Genomic DNA, 26,428 nt, shown 5'->3' with positions numbered 1-26,428 from the left:
AACGACAGAGCTGATCACTAAGGGTAATGGCCCCGGCGTCATTTTGGAGGATAATAGCGGATATTCGATTCACTATTAGAGGAAACCAGGGATGACTCAGCCCATTGCGCACGAAGATTTTTACACCGAAAAATACGACCTGACCCGCACCCACTCTGAAATCATCAACGCCGCAAATTATGTCCAGCCGGGTAAAGCGCTGGATTTGGGCTGCGGCAGCGGGCGTAATTCGCTTTACCTGAACCTGAAAGGTTTTGACGTCACCGGTTGGGATAACAACGCGATGAGCGTCGCGAAAGTGAATGAAATCATCGCCGCAGAATCACTGCAAAATATCGCGATAAGCGAGACAGATCTCAACTCACACCGTTTCAGCGGCGAGTACGATTTCATTTTCTCCACCGTGGTGATGATGTTCCTGGAGCGAGACAGTATCCCGCACATCATCGAAGATATGCATGCGGCGACAAAGTCCGGCGGCTACAACCTGATTGTCGCGGCCATGGACAGCCCGGATTATCCGTGTCCGCTGCCTTTCCCGTTTACCTTCAAGCCGGAAGAGTTGCGTAATTATTACGAAGGCTGGGAAATCGTGAAATACAACGAAGATGTCGGCGAGCTGCATAAGCGCGACGAAAATGGCAATAGTTACAAACTGCGTTTTGCCACGCTGTTGGCAAAAAAGCGTTAATTAAGCATTAAAACGTTTATTGCTAAAAAAGAGCCGACAGAGAAATCTTCGGCTCTTTTTATTTCTGTTTACGCTCCGCAATTTAGGACTTTCTTTAACCTTTTTCACTCTTTCGACAGCGTGAACAATCTTGCCAGAATGTTGAAGTGTGTGTGATAATACGCCGCGTTATTTACGACAAAAACAACGTAAAATCAAATTGTTAAGGTTTTGGCAGCTGTTAAGCGATGCGTAATTGGAGCATCCGGACATAGCTTCTATCTATCGTTTACTGCCGCAGCGGCAACATTCAGAGACATTTATGAACTGGGACGTAATGAAGTGGTTGATCGGTATTTATCTGGGCTGTTTTTTAGGTCTTCTCAAGATGGCCTATTCAGACCCCAAGTTCTATCTTGATTATATTGATAAAAAATTCTCGTACGTCTGTTATACCTGTTTCATTGTCTGCGGTGCCTTATGGGCAGGTTTCTTTTTAGCCCGGAGTTATGTCATTGACAACATTGATTTAATTTCAGAACAGCAGACATTAATAGATAAAGAATATAATTACGTCACTTCTTATCTGCTTTCCATGATCATCGGATCAGGAATTTCGTTTGCTGCCAGCATTTTGTTCATCGACATTGCCCGCAAAAAGATCGCGACGTCCGGCGAAGCGTAAGAAACCGCACAGCAGCTTCCCGTCAGACAACAAAAAGGTCGCCAGCTGGCGACCTTCTGCATTAACTCTTACCCCACCCGGCGCTTATCTCCGGCACTCATATTGGCTTAGCTCTTGAAGGGGCGAACTCATCTTCTCAGATTCCTCCTAATCACATTTAACAATAATTGCGATTAGGACTATTAGCCTGATAAAAAAATTATTTCTACTCACCTCTCCAATTTACATGCCGGTCTTCTTTCCAGAGTTGGTCTGAAAGGATATCAAGAAACGGCAAATGCTGTTAACTTTGGTTTCCTTCTAAAAGTCAGAACACTGTCTACATAAGACATAAAAATAATTTATTATAAATCAGTCATTTGCTTACCAAACGGTTCAGAAGGAACGTCCTCCCTTGCACAATTTTGAATTGCTGAAAACAGGTAAACCTGCATGCAAAACATAACAATGAAGCGGTCATTGATAAATAACGTATCGACCATACCAAACAGGATCACGGGCAATATAAGGAAGGGTAGTGCAATTTTGAGCAGGTTCTTTTTGTAGAAAAATACAATCAGAGATGAGAAAAGAAAAAGCAACGCAACACCGCCTAATATCCCCTGCAGAGAAGAACTTTCTATAACATCATTATGCAGATGATAAATAGAGTTTCTCACCCCTTCAGGATTACCCCGTTCATTATTGTCCATATAACTTTTGACTTCGTTAAAACGAGTTGAGGTGCTCTGTCCGAAGGGATGCTGCTCAATAGCATAAATTCCAGATTTCCACATACTCACTCGGGAACCGAAAGAGGTATCATTATTTGTTTCGTAGCCGCTTATTTCATAATAGGCTCCGATCATACGTTCTTGCAAATTATGTAAAAACAAACCAGAAATTGCGGCGGTCAAACCGACACTAAACAGAGCGAACAACATAACAGAGCGCAATGGATACATCTTGTTTATAATCACAAATCCTAACAAGAGAAATGGATAGATAATCAGTACGCTTCTTGTTTGAGTAAGAAGAATGATTAAAAATGTGATAAAAACAACCAGTGCACAGATTAACTTTTTCCCACGACAATTCATCGCGTAAACGATATACAAAGTAAGAAAGCTTTGCATCACAAACAAATAAGCAGAAGTCGTCGCGGCGCTGTCAATTCTTAGTCTCCCTTCCGGGTTTGTAAGGACATAATAAAGCCCGCGCGAACCAAGATAAATAAAGCCCAAAAAAGCCATCAGCATAATTATTACACGGCGCTTACCTTCGATCTTAAAGGGCACAGAGAAAAATGTTAAAACTGCCCCAAGTAATAAATAAACAGAAGTACGGTGGTAATTTTCATCGGCCATATAGATACTATCAATGGCACCAGGGAAACGCTCAACCCAGAATAACTGGCTTAATCCCACACACAGAAATGCAGCAGCCAACAGCCAGTTCTCTTTATATTTACCCAACCCTTTAAAATGAAAGGCTGAAATAAATGTGACAATGATTATTGCCAAATAGAATAAGTTCCTCCCAAAAATTTTATCGGGAAGCACTACAGCAGAACTTAGAATCATCAAAAACGGTATCAGTAAAGATGATTCTACTGGTTTTATACGCAACGTTTTAGCCATTTACATTATTTACTCATATTGAATTCTGGAACCCATAGCTCTTCACAGTCCCACGGGCGGGGTTTACCATGAAAACAGACAATCCTCGCGTTTGAAGGCAAGGTTCCATCACCTACAGCATGGTGATTCTTCTTCGATTTTTTAACGACATTTTTTTTATAGCTTACAATCTGTCCCGGAAATTCTTTTTGCCAGGTCTGCGCGTGTGGAAATAGTTTACTGATGAACTCTTGATCACCACCGTCTTTATATCTCCGCATAAATAAATCAGGAAATCGATTGAATTCGTCCCATATTTTATGTTTTTCATCATGAGGGATTCTCATGATTGCAGAATTATGCGTTTTTTCTGGAAAGAAAAAATCATCTAGCATGGTAAGGTTTTTGTGCGCTAACATTTCGCTAATGTCGCCCAAGACAACCACATCCAGATCAAGATAAAAAATATCATCTTTAATTTTTTCAGGATCAAACATTTCTATTTTAGACCACCAACCGGGGAAATTAGTGGTCAGTTTTACCGTTTCGACACCAGGAATAACCAAGTCTGTCAGACAAACCTTCTCACACTCCGATGGCAACTGCTTATATAACCAATGAACATGTTTTTCATTATAATCGCCACCTGAACGCAAGACTGTTACAATTTTCATATACTATTGTTCCACTATATATATTCGCGCCTATTATATAGCAATTCAATGAATGCGTACAGTACTTATTTATTTCTAGAGAAAGTTACTCTCTAAATATATTCCCCTCCACTTCAGTTTTACTTAAAATAACCTAATCGGAAAAAGAGTATATATTTTTATCACTGAGATTTTTTAATTACCCAGTCATACATGGATACATGAAGTAACATTAAGAACTGAAAGCATCAGCGTTCTTTTGAGTTTTAATCTAAACCAATTCACAAATAGATATAGGTTATTGAAAGAGTCGCACAGTTCATATGCGGCTCTTTCATCCCAAGTTTTTAATGCCTAATCATCACATGCCTGATCGCCGTATAATCCTCCAGCCCGTACATCGACATATCTTTACCGTAGCCGGACTGTTTCTGGCCGCCGTGTGGCATTTCGCTGACCAGCATGAAGTGCGTATTCACCCAGGTGCAGCCGTATTGCAGGCGGGCGCTGAGGCGGTGCGCACGGCCGATGTTTTGCGTCCACACTGACGAGGCCAGCCCGTAATTTGATTCGTTTGCCCAGTCGAGAACCTGCTCTTCGGTGTCGAACTCCGTCACGCTGACGACCGGGCCGAACACTTCGCGCTGGACGATTTCATCTTCCTGTCGCGCGCCCGCCAGCACCGTAGGCTGGAAGTAGTAACCTTCGCCGGAGACGCGCTCTCCGCCGGTCACCACCTCAATATGCGGCACCTGTTTTGCGCGCTGCACGAAACCTTCGACACGTTCGAGATGCGCCGCAGAAACCAGCGGGCCCATTTCACTGTTTTCATCGGTGCCTAATTTCAGGGTGGAAACCGCTTCGCCCAGTGCCGCGACCAGCCGGGCATACACGCCTTTTTGCACGTAGAGGCGGCAGGCGGCGGTACAGTCTTGCCCGGCGTTGTAGAAGCCAAACGTGCGCACGCCTTCGACCACCTGATCGATATCCGCGTCATCAAACACAATTACTGGCGCTTTACCGCCGAGTTCCATATGCGTACGTTTGATGCCGCTGGTGGCCTGCGCAACAATCCTTTCTCCCGTCGCGACAGAACCGGTCAGGGAAATCATGCGGACTTTATCGTGATGCGTCAGTGCATTACCGACCGTCTGACCGTCGCCGAACAGCACATTCAGCACGCCAGCCGGGAAGATATCCTGCGCCAGTTCGCCCAGCTTCAGCGCCGTCAGCGGCGTGATCTCGGAAGGTTTGATCACCACGCAGTTGCCCGCCGCCAGTGCGGGGGCGATTTTCCACGCCGCCATCATCAGCGGGTAGTTCCACGGCGCGATAGACGCCACCACGCCCAGCGGGTCGCGGCGGATCATCGACGTATGTCCGGCCAGATATTCGCCGCTGGCTAAACCGTTCAGGCAACGGCTGGCACCGGCGAAATAGCGAAACACATCGGCCACCGCCGGGATCTCATCGCCCAGCGCCAGATGATACGGTTTGCCGCAGTTCAGGGACTCGAGTTTTGCCAGCGTTTCGGCGTTGGCTTCAATGCGGTCGGCCAGCGCCAGCAGCAGCTCGGCGCGGGTTTTCGGCGTGGTTTGCCCCCAGTCGGTGAATGCGCGATGCGCCAGATCGACGGCCTGTTGGGTCTGCTGCTCGCTGGCCTGCGCCAGACGCACAATTTCCTGTCCGTTATGCGGGTTGAAAACCGGTAATGACGCCCCTTCTCCGGCAACCAGCTCACCATTAATCAGCATTTTCGTTTGCATTATTCTTCCTTATTATTTGCCGTCACCGGCCACATCAGACCCGTTTCTTGTCAGATACCACGCCCCTAAAATCGGGAACATGGTCAGTACCATCAGGCTCAGCGCGACGACGTTCGTCACCGGCACCTCGCGCGGTCTGCCCAGCTGATTGAGCAACCAGATAGGCAATGTCCGTTCGTGCCCGGCGGTAAATGTCGTCACAATGATTTCATCGAAAGACAGCGCGAACGCCAGCATTCCGCCCGCCAGCAGCGCCGTGCTGAGGTTGGGCAAAATGATGTAGCGGAAGGTCTGCCAGCCGTCAGCTCCGAGATCCATCGACGCCTCAATCAGGCTGTGCGTAATGCGCCGGAAGCGCGCAATCACGTTGTTGTAAACAATCACCATGCAAAACGTGGCGTGGCCGATAACAATCGTCAGCATTCCCGGTTCGATTTGCGCGGCGTGAAAGGCGTTGAGCAGCGCCAGCCCGGTGATGATCCCCGGCAGCGCGATAGGCAGCATGAACAATAATGTGATGCTGTTTTTGCCGTAGAAATCCCGGCGATACAGCGCCGCAGCCGCCAGCGTGCCCAGCACCATCGCGATAATCGTGGCGTAGCAGGCGATTTGTACAGAGAGCCAGACGGCGTCGAGAATGTCGTGACGCCCGGCTGCCACGGCGAACCAGTGCAGCGTGAAGCCTTTCGGCGGAAAGCTGAACGCCGCGTCTTCGGTGTTAAAGGCGTAGACGGCGATGATCAGCAGCGGGAAATGCAGGAAAACCAGCCCGCCCCACGCGGACAATTTAAGTAACCAGGGTGCGCGTTTAGAGTGCATCGAAAGCCCCCAATCGTTTAACCATCGACAGATAAAGCGCGATCAGCACGATAGGCACCAGCGTGAACGCGGCGGCCATCGGCATATTGCCGATCGAACCTTGTTGTGAATACACCATGTTGCCGATGTAATACCCCGGCGGCCCCACCAGTTGCGGGATGATGTAATCGCCCAGCGTCAGCGAGAACGTGAAAATAGAACCGGCGGCAATCCCCGGCACCGCCAGCGGGAAAATCACGTAGCGCAGCGTCTGCCAGGGTTTCGCACCTAAATCTTCCGACGCCTGAATCAGCGACGGCGGCAGGCGTTCCAGCGCGGCCTGAATCGGCAAAATCATAAACGGCAGCCAGATGTAGACGAAGACCCAGAAGCGGCCAATCCCGGACGTCGATAACGTGTTACCGCCGATCCCCGGCAGGCTCAGCACCGCCGTGAGCAGCGGCTCCAGCCCGAGATGTTCCAGGAACCATTGCAGCACGCCGCCTTTGGACAGCAGCAGCGTCCACGCATACGCTTTGACGATGTAGCTCGCCCACATCGGCATCATAATGGCGATATAAAAGAACGCCTTTTTCTTGCCGGTGATGTAACGCGCCATGTAATACGCAATCGGAAACGCCAGCACCGCGCTGAAAAATGACACCAGCAGCGCCATCGTCACGGTGCGGATAATGATGTCGGCATTCACCGGATCAAACAGCGCCTGCAAGTTGGCCAGCGTCAGCGTGTTGGAGACCGTCATGGTGAAGTCGTCGAAGGTATAAAAACCCTGCCACAACAGCGCAAACAGCGAGCCTAAATACACCGCGCCGAACCACAGCAGCGGCGGCACCAGCAGTAGCGCCAGATAAAAACCGGGACGACGATGCAGGAATGTCACCAGCGCCCGGCCGCGCCGCGATCGCTTCTCGTAAGGAGTCATACTGATATCCATCGTTTAACCCTCAAGCAGCGCCACCATGGCATCTTTGTCCCAACAGGCCACCACCGGTTGCCCCTGATGGAAGGTGTTTTTCGCGCTGACCGACAGGTTATTGGCCTCACTGACAAACAGCTTTTCACCGCCTTCCAGCGCCAGTTCGTAGCGCGTTGCCGCTCCCTGGAAATGAATATCTTTGAGGATGGCGCTGACCTGTACGGTATCCGTTCCGGCCACCGGTTGCGGCGTGAGGCGGATATGTTCAGGGCGGATGGAACGACTGCCGGAAAGACCGGTGAGTTTGAGGGAAAGATCGGAAGTCAGCACGTTCGCGGTGCCGACAAACTGCGCGACAAACGCGGTACGCGGGTTGAGATACAGCTCGCGCGGCGTATCGACCTGTTCGATGCGACCGTTGTTGAATACCGCGACGCGGTCGGACATCGACAGCGCTTCGCTCTGATCGTGGGTGACAAAAATAAAGGTAATGCCCAGTTCGCGCTGCAGCTTTTTCAGCTCGCCCTGCATCTGCTCTCGCAGTTTGAGATCCAGTGCGCCAAGCGGTTCATCGAGCAGCAACACACTCGGCTGATTGACCAGCGCACGCGCCAGCGCCACACGCTGACGCTGGCCGCCGGACAAAAATGCCGGTTTACGTGCGGCGGTAAAACCGAGCGCCACGCGTTCCAGCGCTTCCATCGCCTTGTGCGTCCGCTCTTTTTTCCCCACGCCTTTGACCATCAGGCCATAAGCGACGTTATCGAGCACCGTCATGTGCGGGAACAGCGCGTAATCCTGAAAAACGGTATTCACGTCGCGCTCATACGGCGCAAGTTTTGAGGCCTCCTGCCCGTGAATACGAATGGATCCGGATGTCAGCGTTTCAAAACCTGCGATCAGACGCAGGCAGGTTGTTTTCCCCGAGCCCGAAGGCCCGAGCATAGAAAAGAACTCGCCGTCCTTTATATCAATCGACACATTATCGACGGCTTTCACTTCCCCGAATAAACGGGAAACATTGATGAACTGTACGGCAGGCATAAAGTGCTCCTGGATTTTTTCACCGAAATCAAACGCAAAATCATTTGAGTTGTATCAAGGCGGCAACTAAGTGAATCCCCGGGAGCTTACTGAAGTAAGTGACCGGGGTTCGCGAACGCAGCCAACGCAGAGACGGCTCAAAGGATAAAGCGGATCATCTGCCGCCCATGATGGCGATGTAGTCCTGTGTCCAGCGGCTGTAGGGAACGAACTTACCGCCTTCGGCCTGTGGCGTTTTCCAGAAGGAAATCGACGCAAACTTATTGAAGCCGTTGGTTTCGCAGCCTTCCGCGCCTAAGAGCGGGCTGGCTTTGCATCCGGCCGGAACCGCAGGCACGGAGCCGAACCACGCGGCGACGTCGCCCTGCACTTTTGGCTCAAGCGACCAGTTCATCCACTGATACGCGCAGTTTGGATGTTCGGAATCAGCAGCTAACATGGTGGTATCCGCCCAGCCGGTGACGCCTTCTTTCGGGAATACAGTGGCAATCGGCTGTTTCTCGCCTTTCAGCGCATTGGCCTGATACGGCCAGGAAGAGCTGGCAACCACGCCTTCGTTTTTGAAGTCGCTCATCTGTACCGACGCATCGTGCCAGTAACGGTGGATCAGCGGATGTTGCGTACGCAGCACTTTCAGCACGGCGGCGTACTGGGTTTCGTTGAGCTGGTACGGGTCGTCGATTTTCAGATCCGGCTGAGTACTTTTCAGGTACAACGCGGCATCCGCGATGGCGATCGGGCCGTCATAGGCCTGCACGCGCCCCTGATTGGGTTTGCCGTCCGGCAGATTTTGCGGAACGAAAATGACCGCCCAGCTGTCCGGCGCGGTCGGGAAAGTGTTGGTGTTGTACATCAGCAGGTTGGGCCCCCACTGATACGGCGTGCCGTACACTTTTCCGCCAACGTTAAACCATGCGCCCTTCGTCAGACGCGGGTCGATACTCTTCCAGTTGGGGATCAGCGCCGGATTAATTGGCTGTACGCGTTTACCGTAAATCAGGCGTAACGACGCATCGCCGGACGCCGTCACCAGGTCATAGCCGCCTTTCGCCATCAGGCTGACCATTTCATCGGACGTCGCCGCGGTTTTCACGTTCACCTTGCAGCTGGTTTGCTTTTCGAACTGGGTCACCCAGTCGTAATTTTTGTCGCTTTCACCGCGCTCGATATACCCCGGCCAGGCCACAATATTTAACTGACCTTCGCCTTTGCCCAAACTTGCCGGCGTTTCCGCGGCCACAGCAGTATTTAAAAAACTCAGCAGGCCCAAACAAATAGCAGATAGCTTTTTCATCGGTTACTCCTGTCCTGTCGTCATAGATGTGTTTTTAGAATTGTGGTTTGAACTTCGCCATGATGTGTCTGACTACGCTGTAATCCTGTAATGAATAACTGGAAAGATCGTTGCCGTACCCGGAGCGTTTTAATCCGCCGTGGGGCATTTCGCTGACTAAAGAAAAGTGGGTGTTAATCCAGGTGGTGCCGTATTGCAGGTGGGAAGAGATTTGCATTGCCAGGTCGATATTTTGTGTCCAGACCGACGATGCCAGTCCGTATTCTGATTCGTTGGCCCAGCTGACGACCTGCGCAATGGTGTCAAACCGCGTGACGCTCACGACCGGCCCGAACACTTCGCGCTGGACGATTTCATCACTTTGCAGACAGCCTGCCAGTAACGTCGGCTGGTAATAAAAACCGGGGCCGGAATGCGACGCCGCGCCGGTGATGCGCTCGATGTGCGGCTGGCTCAGCGCCCGTTCCACAAAGCTTGAAACGCGATCGCGCTGACGGCTGCTGATGAGCGGCCCCATAAAGTTTTCGTTGTCATTTTTGCGCGCGAAAGATAACTGCGAGACCGCCTCGCCCAGTTTTTCCACCAGACGTTCGTAAATTCCGGCCTGCGCATAGACACGGCAGGCGGACGTACAATCCTGCCCCGCGTTGTAATATCCCCACTGACTGACCGCCTCTACCACATCGTCAATATCGGCGTCATTACACACAATCACCGGCGCTTTCCCGCCCAGCTCCAGATGCGTGCGTTTCACGGTTTTGACCGCAGCCTGAAGAATGCGCTGACCGGTGACGATATCGCCGGTCAGCGAAATCAGGCGAACATGCGGATGGCTGACCAGCGCATTACCGACGCCCTCGCCGCTGCCTGTGATCACGTTCAGCACGCCGGGCGGCAGGATTTCCTGTAACGCAGGCAGCAGCGCAAGAATGGTCAGCGGTGTATGTTCGGAAGGTTTAAAGACAACGGTATTTCCCGCGGCCAGCGCCGGTGCAATTTTCCACGCTGACATCATCAGGGGGTAATTCCACGGCGCAATAGATGCGACTACGCCCAGCGGATCGCGGCGCACCATCGATGTGTGGCCGGGCAGATATTCGCCGGAAAGCTGCCCCTGCTGACATCGCACCGCACCGGCAAAGAAGCGGAAAACGTCGATGGCGGCGGGCAGATCGTCTTTCAACGCCTGATGGAGCGGTTTCCCGCAGTTAATAGATTCCAGCTGCGCCAGCGATGACGCCTGTTTTTCGATAGCGTCGGCAATCCGCAAAAGCACCGAAGCGCGTTCAGCGGGCGTGGTGCGCGACCAGCGCAGAAAAGCATTATTGGCGGCGGTGACAGCCTGACTGACCTGAGAAAGCGAGGTTTCAGCGATTTCGGCAATCACTTCACCGGTGGCGGGATTGAAAATACTTTGCGTGGCGCCCTCGCCGGTCTGGAGGTCGCCGTTAATCGCATGTTTTTCAGAAAAACGGGCAACAAATTCTGCATCCGACATCGCTTACCCCACAGAGAAGACAATCATCGTGTATTAACAAAAATGTTATTTGTTAGTAACAATTCGTCTCTTCACATTAGGTAATTTCTCTGAGGGCAACAAATAGCAATTACTGAAGGCAGCGTTCGGAAAAAACGAATGCTCCGTTAAGCCGGACGTCGCTTGGCGCTGTTTTCCCGCGCAATGGTGAGAAACGGCGTCACCAGCTCAGGTCGCGCGCTGCCGCGCCGCCAGGCCAGCCCGATATCCAGCGGCTCGATGGAATCCTCCAGTTTGCTGGCTTCGATCATATTGCCTTCCAGCGACCACGCGCGGTACGCCATGTCCGGCTGAACGGACACGCCAAGCCCTGCCGCCACCAGGCTGCGCACGGCTTCGGTTGAGGCGGTTTTCATCGCGATATTTGGTTTCAGCCCCGCCCGCGCCCACAGCCGCTGCGCGTGCTTTTCCATTTCATCCACATTGAGCTGTATCAGCGGTTCGTTAGCAATATCCGCCAGCGAAATGCTTTCGCGCTCCAGCAGCGGATGCAGCGGCGGCAGCCACAGGCGATAAGAGGAATGGGTCAGCACTTCGGTCTGCAACGCATCGCGGTCTTCAAGATTGGAGAGGATCAGCACGCCGATATCAATTTCGCCACTGACCAGCAGATGTTCGATGTACTGGCGCTCATCCTCGACGACTTTCACCTCGACGTTCGGGTAGTAGGCATTGAACTGCTTGAGTAAATCCACCAGAAAATACCCGGCCACCAGACTGGTTACGCCTAGCGTGATTTGCCCGGTCACGCTTTCGGTGCCCAGTTGCAAACTGCGTTTGGCGTTATCAACGGTCGCGAGGATCAGATACGACTGGCGCAAAAACTGATGCCCCTGATGTGTCAGCGTCATTCCCTTCGCGTGACGGTCAAACAGCCGCGCTTCGGTTTCCACTTCAAGTTGCTGAATCGCCTGCGTTAACGACGATTGCGAAACAAACGAAGCCTGCGCAGCTGCAGAAATCGAGCCGGTTTCGGCGACGGCAATAAAATGGCGGATCTGGCGTAACGTCAGCATGGCGGCAACTTAACCTCTACATATAATCGAACGCTGACACCCCGCATTCGGTTTAAGGGAATGATCAAGTAATGGCAGGCAGCGGATTTTTGTCAAACCGGCGGAGAATTAAGTTTTCGAGGTGTGATGGAAAACAGGAAACCAGCGTTCGAACGGTTGCGCGGAAAGGGATAAGTTACGGCACTGGCATCGGGTGAAAAAATGGACACACGTTCAGGCAAGTGCACACCAGCAGCAACGGAGAGGACATATCAATTGAAACATTCGCTGATTGAACCTATATTCACTGTACGGAATAAAACCGTACATATCGCAAGTCTCAATCTCTTTGAATATCTGAAAGCAAACAGCATGGCCGCTGCCTCCGGGTTAGCAGCTGAGGGGTTCATAATGCCAGCACCAAAGAAACAGCGCATCGATCTCAGGTTAAGTGACGACGACAAGAGCGCGATCGAAGAAGCGGCGGCAATATCCAACCAGACAATTACCCAATTTATGGTTGCCAGTGCTTCTAAACGCGCTGCGGAAGTTATTGAACAGCACCGACGTCTGATCCTTAACAACGAATCCTGGAATCTGGTGATGGATGCGATTAGTCACCCACCAGTGCTGAATGACAGGCTAAAACGAGCGGCAAAACGTCTTAAAAACATGGAGTAAGGCGTGGCTGATTTAACCATTGGAATTTTTTCTAAAGATGACGAATATGATTTATCAGATTTCGATTGTGGCGAAGAGTCTCTGAATAATTTTCTTACCGCTCATCTGGCTCGTCAGCATAAGAACCGGATTTTACGCGCTTATCTGCTCACGACTAAAGAGCCGAAACAAAGAGTACTCGGCTACTACACGTTATCCGGGAGCTGTTTTGAAAAGGAAACACTTCCCACGAATAGCCAGAAGCGAAAAGTACCTTATGAAAACGTTCCAAGCATTACCTTAGGACGTTTAGCGGTTCATAAAGATTTACAGGGGCAGGAATGGGGCACCACGCTTGTCACACATGCGATGGGCGTCGTCTTCCATGCTTCGAAGGCCGTCGGTGTCCATGCGATGTTTGTAGACGCGCTCAACGAGCGTGCGAAACAGTTCTATCTGAAACTGGATTTCATATCACTCACTGGTGATAACGCAAATTCGCTTTTCCTGCCGACGAAGTCGATAGAAGAACTTTTTGCCCATCAGTAACACAAAAGCCACGCTACATCGCGTGGCTTTGTTCGTTTCAAACGCTGACGGCTTCAGCCAAACATCAGTTTTCCAGCTGATAAGTCAGCGTGATTTCCGCTTTCAGCACCTGTGAAACCGGGCAGCCGGCTTTGGCTTTTTTGATGATTTCGTCAAATTTGTCTTTATCGATACCCGGCAGTTTGATTTTGCTGTCGAGCGCAATCTTAGTGATGGCAAATCCGCCGTCCACTTTATCCAGTGACACGTCCGCAACGGTATCGATGCTTTCCGGCGTGTGCCCTGCTTCGCCGAGCATCAGCGATAACGCCATCGAGAAGCAGGCGGAATGCGCCGCACCAATCAGTTCTTCCGGGTTGGTCCCGACCTTGCCTTCAAAACGCGTGTTAAATCCGTATGGCTGATCCTTCAGGGCACCGCTTTCAGACGAGATGTAACCCTTACCGTGTTTAATATCGCCTTCCCAGTGCGCCGATCCCTTCTTATGAATGGTCATGTTTTTCCTCCGGTTTGTATTACATTGGCTATAAGTATAGCTTCAGTGCTGTGTTTCGCGAGGATCGCCGGGCTATGCGACTTCAGCGCGGTTTTATCGTAAACCACAGAATTCATTCACCTTCACAAAAAACAGAGAGATAAACATGTTTAAACCTCAGGATCTGGTTCAGTCAAAAACCGGCGGACCGCAAATGATTGTGCTGCGCGTGGAAGGCGAGACGCTGTGGTGCGCGCGCACAGATGACTTTTCAAAAAAAGAGATCGAAGTGGCCGCTGATTCCGTGAACCTGTATCACTTAGACGGTGATTTCGGCGTCTGCTGAAAATCGGTTTTTGGTTTGCAGATACAAAAAATCCTGAGATTAGAAAATCTCAGGATTCAATGATTACTTATTGACGCCTATCCTATTACCAGCCTTTGACCGCGTCACCGTGATAGATGGCGTCCGCTGCTTTTACCGTCGCATCCGTGTGATAAGCCTCAACCAGCTCCTTTACGGCCTGACTGTCTTTGTTATCTTCCCGCGCCACAATGATGTTCACGTAAGGCGAATTTTTGTCTTCCACAAACAAACCATTTTTGCCCGGCGTCAGACCAACCTGACCAGAATACGTGGTGTTGATGATCGCCAGTTCAATTTTGTCGTCATCGATCGCACGTGTCAGCTGCGGGGCTTCAATCTCAACAATCTTGAGATGTTTCGGGTTCTCAATGATATCCAGCGACGTTGGCAGCAAACCCACCCCGTCTTTCAGTTTGATTAGCCCTTGTTTTTGCAGCAGCAACAGCGAGCGGCCGAGGTTGGTCGGGTCGTTCGGTACGGCAACCTGCGCGCCATCGCTCAACTGATCGATAGATTTGATTTTGCGTGAATACGCCGCGATCGGATAAACGAAGGTTTTACCTACTTCCACCAGTTTGTAACCTCGCTCTTTAACTTGTTTGTCGAGATACGGGCGATGCTGAAAGGAGTTGACGTCAATATCACCGCTGCTCAGCGCGGAGTTAGGCAACACGAAATCATTAAACGTCACCACTTCGACATCCAGATTGTATTTATCTTTGGCCGTCTTCTTGATGGTTTCCCACATCTGCTGGTCGATACCCGCGCTGATGCCCACTTTAATGTGGTTCTCTTGAGATTTTTGATCACAAGCGGTCAGCGACAGTGCGCCAACCAGCGATAACGCCAGGAGTGAAAATTTTATTGCGGTGCGCATGAGGTTTACTCTTTCCGTGAATATAAGTGTTCAAATTGAAGCCGTGGCTTGACGAACCCAGTGTTTCAAAACGTTTCCACATGGGCAAATACGAAAAAGAAATAACCTAATGCAAAAATGGGCATTTTTGGCGGGGATTTATACGTTAATTTAATAAGTCGGTAACCTGGGCGTTGTCGATTTGTTGTTTAACTTTCATACATTTTGTTTTGATAAAAACAAAACACAGCCTAGGATTATTCTTAAGGCCATGTTTTATATGGGGTATGTCATTACAGATGAAATGAATTTACCCTACGCTTAATTCCGTTGCCCATGCAGAAATCGTGTCGGGGGAAATATAATTTACATTGTAAATACAACCAATTGACGAGGATGTTAAATACCCAATACAGGGAAAAGAATCAGGGTGCAATTCAACCAGAGCCTGCTGAATTTCCTCGTCACTCATTAACGGTGAGACGGTGGCATCTGAAAACCGGAAGTAGTCTTCAAACATCCACGATATATAGTCCCTTTCACTCCTCAATACTTTCATATAACGCACTCCCTCCGTTTAAATCCCATTAAAAAAATAGCAGGGCTGTGAAGTTCGTGCGAACAATAATTGAGCTGACATTGCCTTAAATCAAATAATGCCCCTCGAGGCAGGTTTCAGAGAGGTCAGAATGGCTTATGTGGAAAGATTTCCTGATCGCAAGGATCCCGCCGAACAGCGCGCCCAGCGCCAGCGATGTCTGGAATACGCACAAAGCAACGCCGGACAGGTTTAAAACAAAGCGGGCGATGCCTGAAAAGTCCGGAGATTCAGGCACGGTGATTTCGTGGTCAGCGTACCCAAGATTTTTAAAATGACCGTCAGAGTATTTCTAATCACCCTTTGGACTTCGCCAGACCCCGCCTGCGATGCGGCTTGCAGAGGGATCTGATGCCGCCAATTTGTGGGCACGCACAGATTACGCGGACAGGAGATCTTTCCACATATAGAGTATGTTGTAACTAATTTAGCCATTAACGTTCCCTGCTGAATTGAGGGGCGCAGCTGCTATCCTGCACAGTGATCTTCACCTCACTGCTGCATCAGCAAAACGCCCCGGAAGGTTCACACAAGATCACATTTTTTTGTGATTCCAGTCACATTCTCTATTTTCGTTACGCGTTTGTGGGCAAATAGTGCGGGCATATAGACTTAAAAGATATAAATCGCCGTTTAAATATCATTTATTTGAATAAGTTGTTTTTTTTAACTATTAAATATCAACACGATAACCCGTGGCCGCACAAAGAGTAATCTCACTTATAATAATTTACCTAATTTCAAACTCTTCGTTACACATTCACAACCCCGATGAGAAGTATTACTATTTCCGCGAAATTGTCCTATCTGGTTCATTTGATAACGGGTGTTCATTACGTGTTTCCAGCTTTTCACACATCCTGACTACAATAATTTTGTCTACAACATAAGTGCAGTGAGATAAATAATGCCAACAACTAAGAGTAAATGGACCTGGCTCCTCTGGCTGCTGAGTGCGCTGATGGCCGTTATCGGCCTGACACTCGGCATCGGCGGTGCGTATCTGGCCACATTGGGAGGAAGCGTTTACTTCCTGCTGATGGGTCTGGCACTCATCGTTTCAGCCGTTTTAATTTTCAAAGGCAAGCCTTCTGGCGCGTGGCTTTACGCCGTCGCCTTCGTGCTTTCTGTTATCTGGGCTATCTGGGACGCCGGTTTCACCTTCTGGCCGCTGTTCTCCCGCCTGTTCACCTTTGGTGTGCTGGCCTTCCTCGTCGCACTGGCGTATCCGCTGCTGAAAACGCGCGCGGGACTGATTGCCCGCAAAGGCCCGAGCTTCACGCTCGCCGCTGTGCTGGCCGTTGCCCTGATCGCGGCATTCGGTAACACGTTCGTGCCGACGCCAATCATTAGCGCCGACACCGATCAGGTTCCGGTTAAACCGGTTGATAAAGGCGCGGAGCAGAAAAACTGGGCGAACTGGGGTAACACCACCGCAGGCGACCGTTTTGCTGCACTGGATCAGATCAATAAAACCAACATCGATAAATTGCAGGTTGCGTGGATTGCGCATACCGGCGATATCCCGCAGAGCAACGGTTCCGGCGCAGAAGACCAAAACACGCCGCTGCAAATCGGCGACAAGCTGTTTGTGTGTACCGCGTACAGCAAAGTGATCGCGCTTTCTGTGGATGACGGTAAAAAGCTTTGGGCTTACGACTCCAACTCTACCGCACCAAACTGGCAGCGTTGCCGTGGTCTGGGGTATTACGAGAACAGCCCTGCGCCACAAGCGCCAGCAGCGACCGGCGGCCCCGTCAGCGGAACCTGCGAACGTCGTCTGTTCCTGCCAACCATCGATGCACGTCTGATCGCCATCAACGCTGACACCGGCAAGCCTTGTGCTGATTTCGGTGACAACGGCGTGGTTGACCTGAAAGTCGGCATGGGCGAAGTGAAACCGGGTTACTACCAGCAGACCTCTACCCCGCTGGTCGCGGGTAATGTGGTTGTGGTCGGTGGCCGTGTTGCCGATAACTTCTCCACCGGCGAACCTCCGGGCGTGGTGCGTGCGTTTGACGTTCACACTGGCGCACTGGTTTGGGCATGGGATCCGGGTAACCCGAACATCACCAAGCTGCCGCCAGAAGGTGAGACGTACACCCGAGGTACGCCGAACGTCTGGTCAGCGATGTCTTATGATCCGAAACTGGGTCTGATTTATATGCCAACCGGCAACGCCACGCCTGACTTCTTCGGCGGCACGCGTACCGAGCTGGACGATAAATACAGTTCATCCGTAGTTGCTGTTGAGGCCACAACCGGTAAAGTTCGCTGGACATTCCAGACCACACATCACGATCTGTGGGACTTTGACCTGCCGTCTCAGCCGCTGCTGTATGACCTGCCGGACGGTAAAGGTGGCAGCACGCCGGTTCTGGTGCAGACCTCCAAACAAGGCATGATTTTCATGCTGAACCGCGAAACCGGCCAGCCGGTCGCGAAAGTGGAAAACCGCGAAGTGCCGCAGGGTAACGTCCCTGGCGAACGCTACTCAAAAACGCAGCCTTTCTCTGTCGGTATGCCAAACATCGGCAACCAGACGCTGAAAGAGTCTGACATGTGGGGCGCAACGCCGATGGATCAGTTGCTGTGTCGCATCGAGTTTAAAGGTATGCGTCACGAAGGCGTTTATACGCCTCCGGGTCTGGATCGTTCCCTGCAATTCCCGGGTTCTCTGGGCGGCATGAACTGGGGCAGCGTGTCGGTTGATCCGAACAACGCCATCATGTTCGTGAATGATATGCGTCTGGGTCTGGCGAACTACATGGTTCCGCGTGCCAAAGTGCCAACCGGCGCGAGCGGTATCGAGATGGGGATGGTGCCGATGGACGGTACGCCGTTCGGCGCAGTCCGCGAGCGTTTCCTGTCTCCGCTGGGCATTCCTTGCCAGAAACCACCGTTCGGTACGATGTCTGCGGTTAACCTGAAAACCGGTAAAATCGTCTGGCAGGTTCCTGTCGGTACGGTGAAAGACACCGGTCCGCTGGGCATCAAAATGCGTATGCCAATGGAAGTCGGTATGCCAACGCTGGGCGCGAGCCTGTCAACGCAATCCGGCCTGCTGTTCTTCGCCGGTACGCAAGATTTCTATCTGCGCGCGTTCGATACCGCAACCGGTAAAGAAATCTGGAAATCCCGCCTGCCGGTGGGCAGCCAGTCCGGCCCGATGACTTACGTTTCCCCGAAAACCGGTAAACAGTACATCATCATCAGCGCCGGTGGCGCCCGTCAGTCCCCGGAACGCGGCGACTACGTGATTGCTTACGCATTGCCTGATCAGAAGTAATTCGATTTAATTTTGTCGAAAAACAAAGCCCGCCGGTGTGAACTGGCGGGCTTTTTTGTTTGGGGATCCCGCAAAATATCCGAATGAGGTCGCAATTTAAAACCATTTCAAATAAAAAAATTTTGGTTAAGTAAAATGGCGACTATGATGTGGCGATTACCTTACCCTTCACAAGGAATTGATATGGAAATCGTTGGTGACAACACCTGTATGACCAGTATTATGCCCAAAGGCAAAGTCGTTTATTGCCGCGGTGAGCCCCGAAAATACTGGCTGGAACTCCAGTTTGTTGATGAGAAAAATAAACACGTCACCGGGTTAAAGGTAACTCTGGAATACCATCCACTGGCCACATCAGAGGAGGTGGCTCATTGGGGCAAATTTGGCTATAACCCGTTTAATCCCACACCGCCGCCGAATCCTCCTGCTGGTATTACCGACAGTCAGGGTTTAGTCCGGTTTGACGACTTGTACTGGATCACGGTCGATGTAAAAGCAGACGCTCAGCAGTTAGCCGATGAAATGGAACAGCGTCCTCTGGGGCTCCGGCGCAACCCTAACAGCCAGCCGGTAAGCAAAAACGCCTTTCGCCCGGAAACGCGGGATAAGAATTGGCGTTCTGACGTACAGGAGATTGCCGAACCGGCCGGATACAAACATCGCTACGTGACCATTGGTGAACTCTGCGACCGGTTGCCACACATGGAAGGCTGGACGGATCCGCAGCCTCCGGAGTTTCATTTTCCTGCGGGGCGTGCGCTGAAAGGAACGGAGATTAGCCACGAGTTTCTCAATAAGCGGCACGTCATTGAAATCTGCCCGTTCCGTGCCTGGGTGCTGGCGCTGCATGACACCACGGATTACGATCTTGCTAACGGGCTCAACCTCGGCATTATGGCTGACCTCGCCTACTCGGCTGAAGCAAAGAACAGTGCCATAGATTATTTCTTCCGAAATAAATGTCAGGATCTCTCTGTAATCCCCCATTTTGCGGAGTTCCCCTCTTTCTTTCATACACTGGCAGTGGATGTACCCTTTCGGGAACGCTACCTTGCGCCTGTCTATCTGAGTACCACTGAAAGTGAACAGCCTGAAGGCGATACCCGGCTGTTCATAGTTGAGTGCGGCGCTCACATTATCGTGGCGTGGTGCGGTACGGACAGTTTACTTAACGGGCTTACAGACCTCTCTTTTGCGCCTAAAAAATGTCTGTCAGAACTTGGTGGTGTGGGTAATATTCACGGCGGTTTTTTGGAAGCCTATAAGCTGGCGCAGCAAATATTTGATCCCATATTTCAGAGAGTAAAAACATCCCTAAATGAAGGGAAAGGTATTAAAAAGCTCTATATCTGTGGACACAGCCTAGGCGGTGCTTTAGCGCTTACCTATGCAGCAGAAATGAAAAACAGCCATCCGGTACTATATACCTACGGGATGCCGCGAACGTTCACCCGTACGGCAGTTCAGGCTCTGGATACCGTGACGCACTACCGGCACGTCAACGACAATGACACGGTCACGCAAATACCCCCGGATGCCGATCTCGATAATAGATTCTATGAAAAATGGGGACCGTTAGGCGACAAGCTGGGGTTTGACTGGTCACTGACAACGGCAGCAGGCCTCGGGGTCGCTGTGCGGGATCTCGCTTTTCAGTCAGCAGGCGTTGCCGGGAAGAAAGATCCCTACTGGCACCACGGTAAAACAGTGATATTTTTCCAGGCTCAGCAGTGTGTGATGAAATCCCGTCATCAGAATGTGCCGTGGATAGGCGGAGGCGGTAGCGATAATCCGGCACCCGGCGTGGTGTATTATTGCAACGAGGAGTCAGTGAAACTCTTTCTGGTTCCGTCACTCAATGATGAATGCCTGAATGCAACCGGCGAGCACCAGGCGAAGTTTATCGGGTGCCTGGATGTTGCCAGCCTGCGAAATACTTTTCCCCGTAATACTAATCCCTCACTGGACGGACTTTTAAGCAATCCCCTCAGTCATTCGATGGCACATCGTTACCTGCCCTATATCCATAATCAGGTGCTTGAACTGGCAAACCCGGACCTTCCCATGAGCAGAAAGGAGAAGCGGGCAGAGTTCAGTCAGGAAATTGAAAAAGGCGCTTCAGCGCAGGGTAATCAGGATGAAATCCAGCGAAACCGGGAATTTATTGCACTCCAGGATATGCTGCCGGTGACACTAAACCGTACCCGATCAGAGGAAACAGGCAAGAACGCCTTGATCCGTTTTGCTGCTGTCACGGAGGAAGAAATTGAATTTTCAAAATAAAATTACGATTTTGCTGCCAGTGCTCGTGCTGCTTTCTGGATGCTATGACCGTACAGACCAAACGCTGTCGCCACCGGAAAATGCCCGGCGCGTGACGGTCGCTGTCAAGGTTCCTGACGGTATCACGCTGCTGCCGATGCAAATGCTTTATCGCTCAGAGCGGTGCAAAACCAAGAGTTATAACTCAAGCAATGAAGCTTATGAAATCCGGGGATACAACGGTTTCAAACAAGCATTCAGCACGCAGGGAAGTAATGGTATCCGACAACAACGTATCGCCATCGACGGCGGCGGTCCCTGCCAGTGGCAGCTGAATTCCATTAAGGTTAGCTTCAGGATCGCCGACGTCAATCCTCTCGTGAAGGGAAAGGAGGTCATTGAAACGAGCTATATATTTGATTTTGGAGATTATGGACTCAGCGACGGTTATGGAACAGGCAGGGCTAAAAAGGTCGGCGGTGATTTGGATTTAAAAACTGAATTTTTCCCAATGGTTATTATAAATCAGATGTTTAATCAGACATCTTTAGAGATGTTTGGAGGCGATACGGATTATGAAGCATGGAGCAGACGTTACATTCTTCAAGATACTAAAAAGATAACCATTGAGCCGATATTCCACCTTCAAAAAGATGTCTTACTTAAGGGTGATGAGGAGCGTGGGGTCGGTATGGTGATCAGTTATCCAGATGGAAGCATTGAACATATCCGTAAGGTTAAACCAGATTATGAAAAATTATTGTCGATGAAATGACGTTGTAATCACAGTGCTAACTTCACGGAGGAAGAAATTGAATTTTCTAAATAAAATTACGATTTTGCTGCCAGTGCTCGTGCTGCTTTCTGGATGCTATGACCGTACAGACCAAACGCTGTCGCCACCGGAAAATGCCCGGCGCGTGACGGTCGCTGTCAAGGTTCCTGACGGTATCACGCTGCTGCCGATGCAAATGCTTTATCGCTCAGAGCGGTGCAAAACCAAGAGTTATAACTCAAGCAATGAAGCTTATGAAATACGGGGATACAACGGTTTCAAACAAGCTTTCAGCTCGGAGGGAAGTAATGGTATCCGACAACAACGTATCGCCATCGACGGCGGCGGCCCCTGCCAGTGGCAGCTTAATTCTCTCAGGGTGAGCTTTACATTGCCCCCGTCCAGCCTACTAGTGAAGGGAAAAAATGTTATCGAAACTAATTACATCTTTGATTTTGATGACTACGGGCTCAGTGATGGCTACGGCACTGGAAGGGCGAAAGAAATAAACGGAAACATAAATTTAAATACTATATTTTTCCCTATGTTAATTAATCATTTAGATAATGATGTTGATTTGGCTCTTTTTGGTGGAGATACAGAATATGAACAGTGGAGAAGGAGATTTAGACTTAAAAATACCCAAAATATTTATATAGAACCTGTAGTTCATTTCAATAAAGTAGTTGTGTTAAATCCTCCTGAAATACGTCCTGGCAATTTAACAGCAACGTATCCGGATGGCAGTCGTGAAGAAATTCCACGCATCTCTCCGGATTATGAAAAATTATTGTCGATGAAATGACGTTGTAATCACAGTGCTAACTTCACGGAGGAAGAAATTGAATTTTCTAAATAAAATTACGATTTTGCTGCCAGTGCTCGTGGTGCTTTCTGGATGTTATGAACGTACAGACCAAACGCTGTCGCCACCGGAAAATGCCCGGCGCGTGACGGTTTCTGTAAAGGTTCCTGACGGTATCACGCTGCTGCCGATGCAAATGCTTTATCGCTCAGAGCGGTGCAAAACCAAGAGTTATAACTCAAGCAATGAAGCTTATGAAATCCGGGGATACAACGGTTTCAAACAAACTTTCAGCACGCAGGGAAGTAATGGTATCCGACAACAACGTATCGCCATCGACGGCGGCGGTCCCTGCCAGTGGCAGCTGAATTCCATTAAAGTCAGTTTTAAGATCGCTGACGACAATCCTCTCGTGAAGGGAAAGGAGGTTTTCGCTACAAATTATATCTTTGATTTTGATGATTATGGACTTAGTGACGGCTATGGCACAGGAAGGGCGAAGGAGTTCAACGGTAATATCTACTTGAGAGCTGAGTTTTTTCCGGTAGTTACTCAGCTTTCAGACAATGATATAAGCCTCGAACTTTTCGGAGGAGAGACCGAATATGAAAAGTGGCGCAGGCGGTTCCGTTTGCATAGCACACAAAACATATTTATCGCACCTCTTGCACATCTCAGTAAAGTTGTGACACTCACACCACCGAAGAAAACAGGCAATTTTACAGCAACGTATCCGGATGGCAGTCGTGAAGAAATTCCACGCATCTCTCCGGATTATGAAAAATTATTGTCGATGAAATGACGTTGTAATCACAGTGCTAACTTCACGGAGGAAGTAATTGAATTTTCAAAATAAAATAATGTTTCTGCTTTCAGCTTAATATCTTGCTAAGCACAATAACCTCCTCATATAGAAGTCGTTTAAGTCTGACAAAAAATCCCGCCGGTGTGAACTGGCGGGATTTTTTGTTTGGGGATGTTTATGGGGTGTTCAGGGAAGCCTTGATGCCTGACTCTTTAATCCTGCGAATATTGCTTCGCTGATTTTTACAGGAAAACCAGCGGGCAATATATACACGCTAAAGCTCTTCGCATGACCGTCAATGGCAGCGAGCATCCAGAACAGAATCTGAGTCTTAAAAACAGTTCCCGATCACGTAAAACCTGCTGCTCCCGCCCGGTTCAGCCAGCTTTCGTGATACACAAATGACATTTCACCGCCACTGGCTTTCTCTAACGTCCCCACCGTAATACCATTTAACGCGAGCGTTAACTTATCCATGTATTACCACTCCTGATCCCACGACGTTTTGTCCTGTGTATCACTGTTTCTTGGCGCTATCTGCAGCTCTAAATCCAGCGCAGCGAGCAGTTTAAACAGTGTTTCCAACCGGGTTCCATCCGGGTAATTTTCAAATTCAGAAACCGTGGACTGTTTCAGGCCCATGGTCTCAGCGGTTTTACTCTGGCTCAGTTTGCGCTTTTTACGCTCATTCCGCAGTGCATTGGCCAACATTTTTGTTGAAGTTATATTCATATTATCCTCCCTGGCGGATATTTTCAGTATATCCCCTGCAAGGGATAAATCAATTTCTATCCTCTAAAGCGGATAATATTAAAATATCCTCTACACCCTATAAGCTGTAAAAACCCAATACAGCCTTCAGGCCGTAATTTGCCCTTTCTGCCTGTCGCATGTTTCAATGCGTTCCCGATCTTCCGGTCTCAAATAAGCCAGGCGCCGATGAAAAAAAGTGAATTTATCGCTCAGGATTTGCTGAGCAAGATTTATCAGCACAGCGGATCTCTGCCGGAAAAGTTGCCGCCGGAGCGCCAGCTGGCGGAAGAATATGGCGTGTCGCGGTTTACCGTACGCAAGGCGCTGGAAAAACTGGTGAGTATCGGCGCGGTGCGGATCGTGCAAGGCTCGGGGATTTATATCAATGCGGGCGTCAGCAGCAATCCGCTGGTGTACAACTCGATTACGGAGAAGAAATTCACCGACATCAGTTTCAAAATGCTGGAATTGCACAAGCGGCGGCCGGATCGGGAAGAACAGCAGGTTTTCGATTTAACCGCGGATGATTTTATCTGGGCGTTTACCCGTCTGCGGCGCATCAGCCAGCGCAACGTACAAATTGAGTATTCGCGGATGCCCGCCGAAGGTTTTGCAGATCTGAATCAGAAAACGATCGAGCATTCCATTCAGCAATACGTTCTGAATAAAGGCTTCGCGATTTCGCATTCCCTCACCCGTTATCAGGCGGTCACCGTCAGCAAAGAGCAGGCGCAGTTGCTGGGCTGCAAGAAAGGCATCGCCGCCATGCAGATCACCAACAGAGGGATTTTGCAGGGCGGCCGCGTTTACGCGTTCAGCGATATCCTCGATATCGATTATTCATGCACTTACGTCATCCCGTTTAATCAGGATAATCTGGCGTTTCGCCAGACTTAAGGCGTGTGGATCACGCCGTCGGGCAGGCGGCTTTGCGTCCATTCATGCGGGCGATACACCACCGGAAATTCATTCGCCGCCTCGCTGTTGAAATCCACGCCGATCCCGGCTTCTTCACACGGATAAAAATACCCGTTTACCGGTGCCTGTGCGCCGGGGAAAACCTGCTGCGTATTGGGCGGATAAGCAACGAATTCCTGGATCGCAGAATTATGCAGATGAATATTCAGGTGCGTATTCACCGCAGCGCCGATCGGCGTCATGTCCGGCGGGCAATGCCAGGCCAGACGCACGCCAAAGCTCTGGCAGAAATGCGCCAGTTTCAGTGCGGGCGTGATGCCGCCGATTTGCGAAACGTGACAGCGGATAAAGTCGATCCTGCGGTTGATGATCAGATCCTTCCATTCCGCAGGATTATTAAAAAGTTCGCCGGTGGCCAGCGGCACAGCGGTCTGGCTGCGGATCTGCGCCAGCCATTCGTTTTGATCCGGCGGCAAGATATCTTCAATAAAATACGGCCGATATTGTTCCACCCCTTTAGCAAACTGCACCGCCTGTTGCGGGAACAGACGCTCGTGAACGTCATGCAGAATGTGGAACTGATTGCCGTATTTTTCACGCAGCGCTTTAAACATGGCGAGCGTGTTATCCATGTACTGATCCTGATCGTAATATGCGCCCGCCGCCGGTTCGCGCGTGGTGTGGAAATCGCGCGCATTGCCGCCGTAAAAGCCCAGCTGACAACGGATGTGACGGTAACCTTCTCCCAGAAGACGATCCACTTCGCCGTAAAGATCTTCCAGCGTTTCGCCCGCCGCGTGGCTGTACGCGGTCACCGCATCTTTCGATTTACCGCCGAATAAATGATACAGCGGCATATTCGCCAGCTTGCCTTTGATGTCCCACAGCGCCATATCAATGCCCGCGATGGCGTTGTTGATCACCGGCCCGTTACGCCAGTACGCGTTCACCATCATCATCTGCCATAAATCTTCGATGTGATTTGCATCGCGGCCCATCAGCAGCGGTTTGAGGTATTCATCGACCATCAGTTTCACCGCCAGCGGACGCTGCTGGAATGTGGCGCAGCCCAGCCCGAAAACACCGCCGTCCGTTTCAATTCTGACGACCACTAAATTATGGCGATCGGGGCGCGTTATCTGGCATTCAATATGCGTAATCAGCACAGGCTTCATGGAAAATCCTTAATAATGGCCCTCAACTCCTTTAAGGAAAGAGCGCGGGAATATTCGTATTGCGGTTATTTCACCGTATTTTACGCCCGGCTGTAAACCTTAATTTCAGACTTTTATTTTGGTTTGAAAGACCGGCTAATTACCGCTAAAAACCAGACCAATTA

At 50.3% G+C, this 26,428-nt stretch carries 26 protein-coding genes; 11 read left to right on the top strand and 15 right to left on the bottom strand.

Annotated features, from left to right (window positions below; genetic code table 11):
- Positions 1 to 91: 91 nt before the first annotated feature.
- A complete protein-coding gene (gene tehB / locus BV494_RS23765; RefSeq protein ID WP_104925240.1) occupies positions 92 to 691 on the top strand; it encodes a tellurite resistance methyltransferase TehB in 600 nt (199 codons plus the stop codon).
- Between the two features lie 235 nt (positions 692 to 926).
- Entirely contained in the window at positions 927 to 1,355 is a 429-nt protein-coding gene (locus BV494_RS23760) for a hypothetical protein (protein WP_226790114.1), read from the top strand.
- A gap of 344 nt (positions 1,356 to 1,699) precedes the next feature.
- On the opposite strand, the gene BV494_RS23755 is transcribed toward BV494_RS23760, so the two are convergent.
- The 9 genes from BV494_RS23755 to BV494_RS23715 form a co-directional block, all read right to left on the bottom strand.
- Positions 1,700 to 2,857 (bottom strand): O-antigen ligase family protein, encoded by a 1,158-nt coding sequence (locus BV494_RS23755; protein WP_192938200.1) that lies wholly within the window; start codon positions 2,855 to 2,857, stop codon positions 1,700 to 1,702.
- 122 nt (positions 2,858 to 2,979) lie between these two features.
- Positions 2,980 to 3,627, bottom strand: coding sequence for a hypothetical protein (locus BV494_RS23750; protein ID WP_104925237.1), 648 nt, complete (start codon positions 3,625 to 3,627; stop codon positions 2,980 to 2,982).
- A gap of 326 nt (positions 3,628 to 3,953) precedes the next feature.
- A complete protein-coding gene (locus BV494_RS23745) occupies positions 3,954 to 5,372 on the bottom strand; it encodes a gamma-aminobutyraldehyde dehydrogenase (protein WP_104925236.1) in 1,419 nt (472 codons plus the stop codon).
- 12 nt (positions 5,373 to 5,384) lie between these two features.
- Positions 5,385 to 6,191, bottom strand: a complete 807-nt coding sequence (locus tag BV494_RS23740) for an ABC transporter permease (protein WP_104925235.1) — start codon at positions 6,189 to 6,191, stop codon at positions 5,385 to 5,387.
- On the bottom strand, positions 6,181 to 7,113 hold the full coding sequence (locus BV494_RS23735; RefSeq protein ID WP_104925307.1) for an ABC transporter permease: 933 nt from the start codon (positions 7,111 to 7,113) through the stop codon (positions 6,181 to 6,183). Before BV494_RS23735 ends, BV494_RS23740 begins: the two co-directional genes overlap by 11 nt.
- A gap of 15 nt (positions 7,114 to 7,128) precedes the next feature.
- Positions 7,129 to 8,151 (bottom strand): ABC transporter ATP-binding protein, encoded by a 1,023-nt coding sequence (locus BV494_RS23730; RefSeq protein WP_104925234.1) that lies wholly within the window; start codon positions 8,149 to 8,151, stop codon positions 7,129 to 7,131.
- A gap of 154 nt (positions 8,152 to 8,305) precedes the next feature.
- On the bottom strand, positions 8,306 to 9,445 hold the full coding sequence (ydcS, locus tag BV494_RS23725; protein WP_104925233.1) for a putative ABC transporter substrate-binding protein YdcS: 1,140 nt from the start codon (positions 9,443 to 9,445) through the stop codon (positions 8,306 to 8,308).
- Positions 9,446 to 9,479: 34 nt separating this feature from the next.
- Positions 9,480 to 10,943, bottom strand: coding sequence for a gamma-aminobutyraldehyde dehydrogenase (locus BV494_RS23720; protein WP_104925232.1), 1,464 nt, complete (start codon positions 10,941 to 10,943; stop codon positions 9,480 to 9,482).
- A gap of 146 nt (positions 10,944 to 11,089) precedes the next feature.
- Positions 11,090 to 11,998: a LysR substrate-binding domain-containing protein gene (locus BV494_RS23715; protein WP_104925231.1), complete on the bottom strand. Its 909-nt coding sequence runs from the start codon at positions 11,996 to 11,998 to the stop codon at positions 11,090 to 11,092.
- A gap of 390 nt (positions 11,999 to 12,388) precedes the next feature.
- Between BV494_RS23715 and BV494_RS23710 the strand changes: the two genes are divergently transcribed.
- A complete protein-coding gene (locus BV494_RS23710; RefSeq protein WP_104925306.1) occupies positions 12,389 to 12,658 on the top strand; it encodes a type II toxin-antitoxin system TacA family antitoxin in 270 nt (89 codons plus the stop codon).
- Positions 12,659 to 12,661: 3 nt separating this feature from the next.
- Positions 12,662 to 13,186: a GNAT family N-acetyltransferase gene (locus BV494_RS23705; RefSeq protein ID WP_104925230.1), complete on the top strand. Its 525-nt coding sequence runs from the start codon at positions 12,662 to 12,664 to the stop codon at positions 13,184 to 13,186.
- Between the two features lie 64 nt (positions 13,187 to 13,250).
- Here BV494_RS23705 and BV494_RS23700 read toward each other — a convergent pair whose 3' ends face one another.
- The gene (locus BV494_RS23700) at positions 13,251 to 13,682 is read right to left on the bottom strand and encodes an OsmC family protein (protein ID WP_104925229.1); all 432 of its coding nucleotides are present in this window, start codon (positions 13,680 to 13,682) and stop codon (positions 13,251 to 13,253) included.
- 145 nt (positions 13,683 to 13,827) lie between these two features.
- Here BV494_RS23700 and BV494_RS23695 point away from each other — a divergent pair, with 145 nt between their 5' ends.
- Positions 13,828 to 14,007 carry a GDFGVC terminal motif YodC-like protein gene (locus tag BV494_RS23695; RefSeq protein ID WP_104925228.1) on the top strand — a complete coding sequence of 60 codons (180 nt, stop codon included), beginning with the start codon at positions 13,828 to 13,830 and terminating at the stop codon, positions 14,005 to 14,007.
- An 85-nt stretch (positions 14,008 to 14,092) separates the two neighbouring features.
- Here the strand turns inward: BV494_RS23695 and metQ are convergent, their stop codons facing one another.
- Positions 14,093 to 14,905, bottom strand: coding sequence for a methionine ABC transporter substrate-binding lipoprotein MetQ (gene metQ, locus BV494_RS23690; protein WP_104925227.1), 813 nt, complete (start codon positions 14,903 to 14,905; stop codon positions 14,093 to 14,095).
- 623 nt (positions 14,906 to 15,528) lie between these two features.
- On the bottom strand, positions 15,529 to 15,720 hold the full coding sequence (locus tag BV494_RS26205; protein ID WP_226790113.1) for a hypothetical protein: 192 nt from the start codon (positions 15,718 to 15,720) through the stop codon (positions 15,529 to 15,531).
- A gap of 669 nt (positions 15,721 to 16,389) precedes the next feature.
- On the opposite strand from BV494_RS26205, the gene BV494_RS23680 reads away from it, so the two are divergent.
- From BV494_RS23680 to BV494_RS23660, 5 genes are all read left to right on the top strand, one after another.
- Positions 16,390 to 18,771, top strand: a complete 2,382-nt coding sequence (locus BV494_RS23680) for a membrane-bound PQQ-dependent dehydrogenase, glucose/quinate/shikimate family (RefSeq protein WP_104925226.1) — start codon at positions 16,390 to 16,392, stop codon at positions 18,769 to 18,771.
- 183 nt (positions 18,772 to 18,954) lie between these two features.
- Entirely contained in the window at positions 18,955 to 21,054 is a 2,100-nt protein-coding gene (locus BV494_RS23675) for a lipase family protein (protein WP_104925225.1), read from the top strand.
- Complete coding sequence (locus BV494_RS25965; RefSeq protein WP_226790112.1) at positions 21,038 to 21,808, top strand: hypothetical protein; 771 nt, start codon at positions 21,038 to 21,040, stop codon at positions 21,806 to 21,808. The genes BV494_RS23675 and BV494_RS25965 overlap by 17 nt, the downstream gene beginning before the upstream one ends.
- Positions 21,809 to 21,845: 37 nt before the next feature.
- Positions 21,846 to 22,613, top strand: a complete 768-nt coding sequence (locus tag BV494_RS23665) for a hypothetical protein (protein ID WP_104925224.1) — start codon at positions 21,846 to 21,848, stop codon at positions 22,611 to 22,613.
- 37 nt (positions 22,614 to 22,650) lie between these two features.
- Positions 22,651 to 23,415, top strand: coding sequence for a hypothetical protein (locus BV494_RS23660; protein WP_104925223.1), 765 nt, complete (start codon positions 22,651 to 22,653; stop codon positions 23,413 to 23,415).
- A gap of 351 nt (positions 23,416 to 23,766) precedes the next feature.
- Here the strand turns inward: BV494_RS23660 and BV494_RS26295 are convergent, their stop codons facing one another.
- Together BV494_RS26295 and BV494_RS23655 are read right to left on the bottom strand one after the other, a co-directional pair.
- Positions 23,767 to 23,895: a hypothetical protein gene (locus tag BV494_RS26295; protein ID WP_255414966.1), complete on the bottom strand. Its 129-nt coding sequence runs from the start codon at positions 23,893 to 23,895 to the stop codon at positions 23,767 to 23,769.
- 3 nt (positions 23,896 to 23,898) lie between these two features.
- Entirely contained in the window at positions 23,899 to 24,150 is a 252-nt protein-coding gene (locus tag BV494_RS23655) for a helix-turn-helix domain-containing protein (RefSeq protein WP_104925222.1), read from the bottom strand.
- Between the two features lie 207 nt (positions 24,151 to 24,357).
- Here BV494_RS23655 and BV494_RS23650 point away from each other — a divergent pair, with 207 nt between their 5' ends.
- Entirely contained in the window at positions 24,358 to 25,068 is a 711-nt protein-coding gene (locus BV494_RS23650; RefSeq protein ID WP_104925221.1) for a GntR family transcriptional regulator, read from the top strand.
- Here the strand turns inward: BV494_RS23650 and BV494_RS23645 are convergent.
- A complete protein-coding gene (locus BV494_RS23645) occupies positions 25,065 to 26,264 on the bottom strand; it encodes an enolase C-terminal domain-like protein (RefSeq protein ID WP_104925220.1) in 1,200 nt (399 codons plus the stop codon). The two genes, BV494_RS23650 and BV494_RS23645, sit on opposite strands and share 4 nt — an antisense overlap.
- Positions 26,265 to 26,428 lie beyond the last annotated feature (164 nt).

It is taken from the genome of Rahnella sikkimica (assembly GCF_002951615.1).
In the GTDB taxonomy this organism is placed as follows: Bacteria; Pseudomonadota; Gammaproteobacteria; order Enterobacterales; family Enterobacteriaceae; genus Rahnella; species Rahnella sikkimica.
This window is presented reverse-complemented; position numbering and strand designations above follow the sequence as displayed.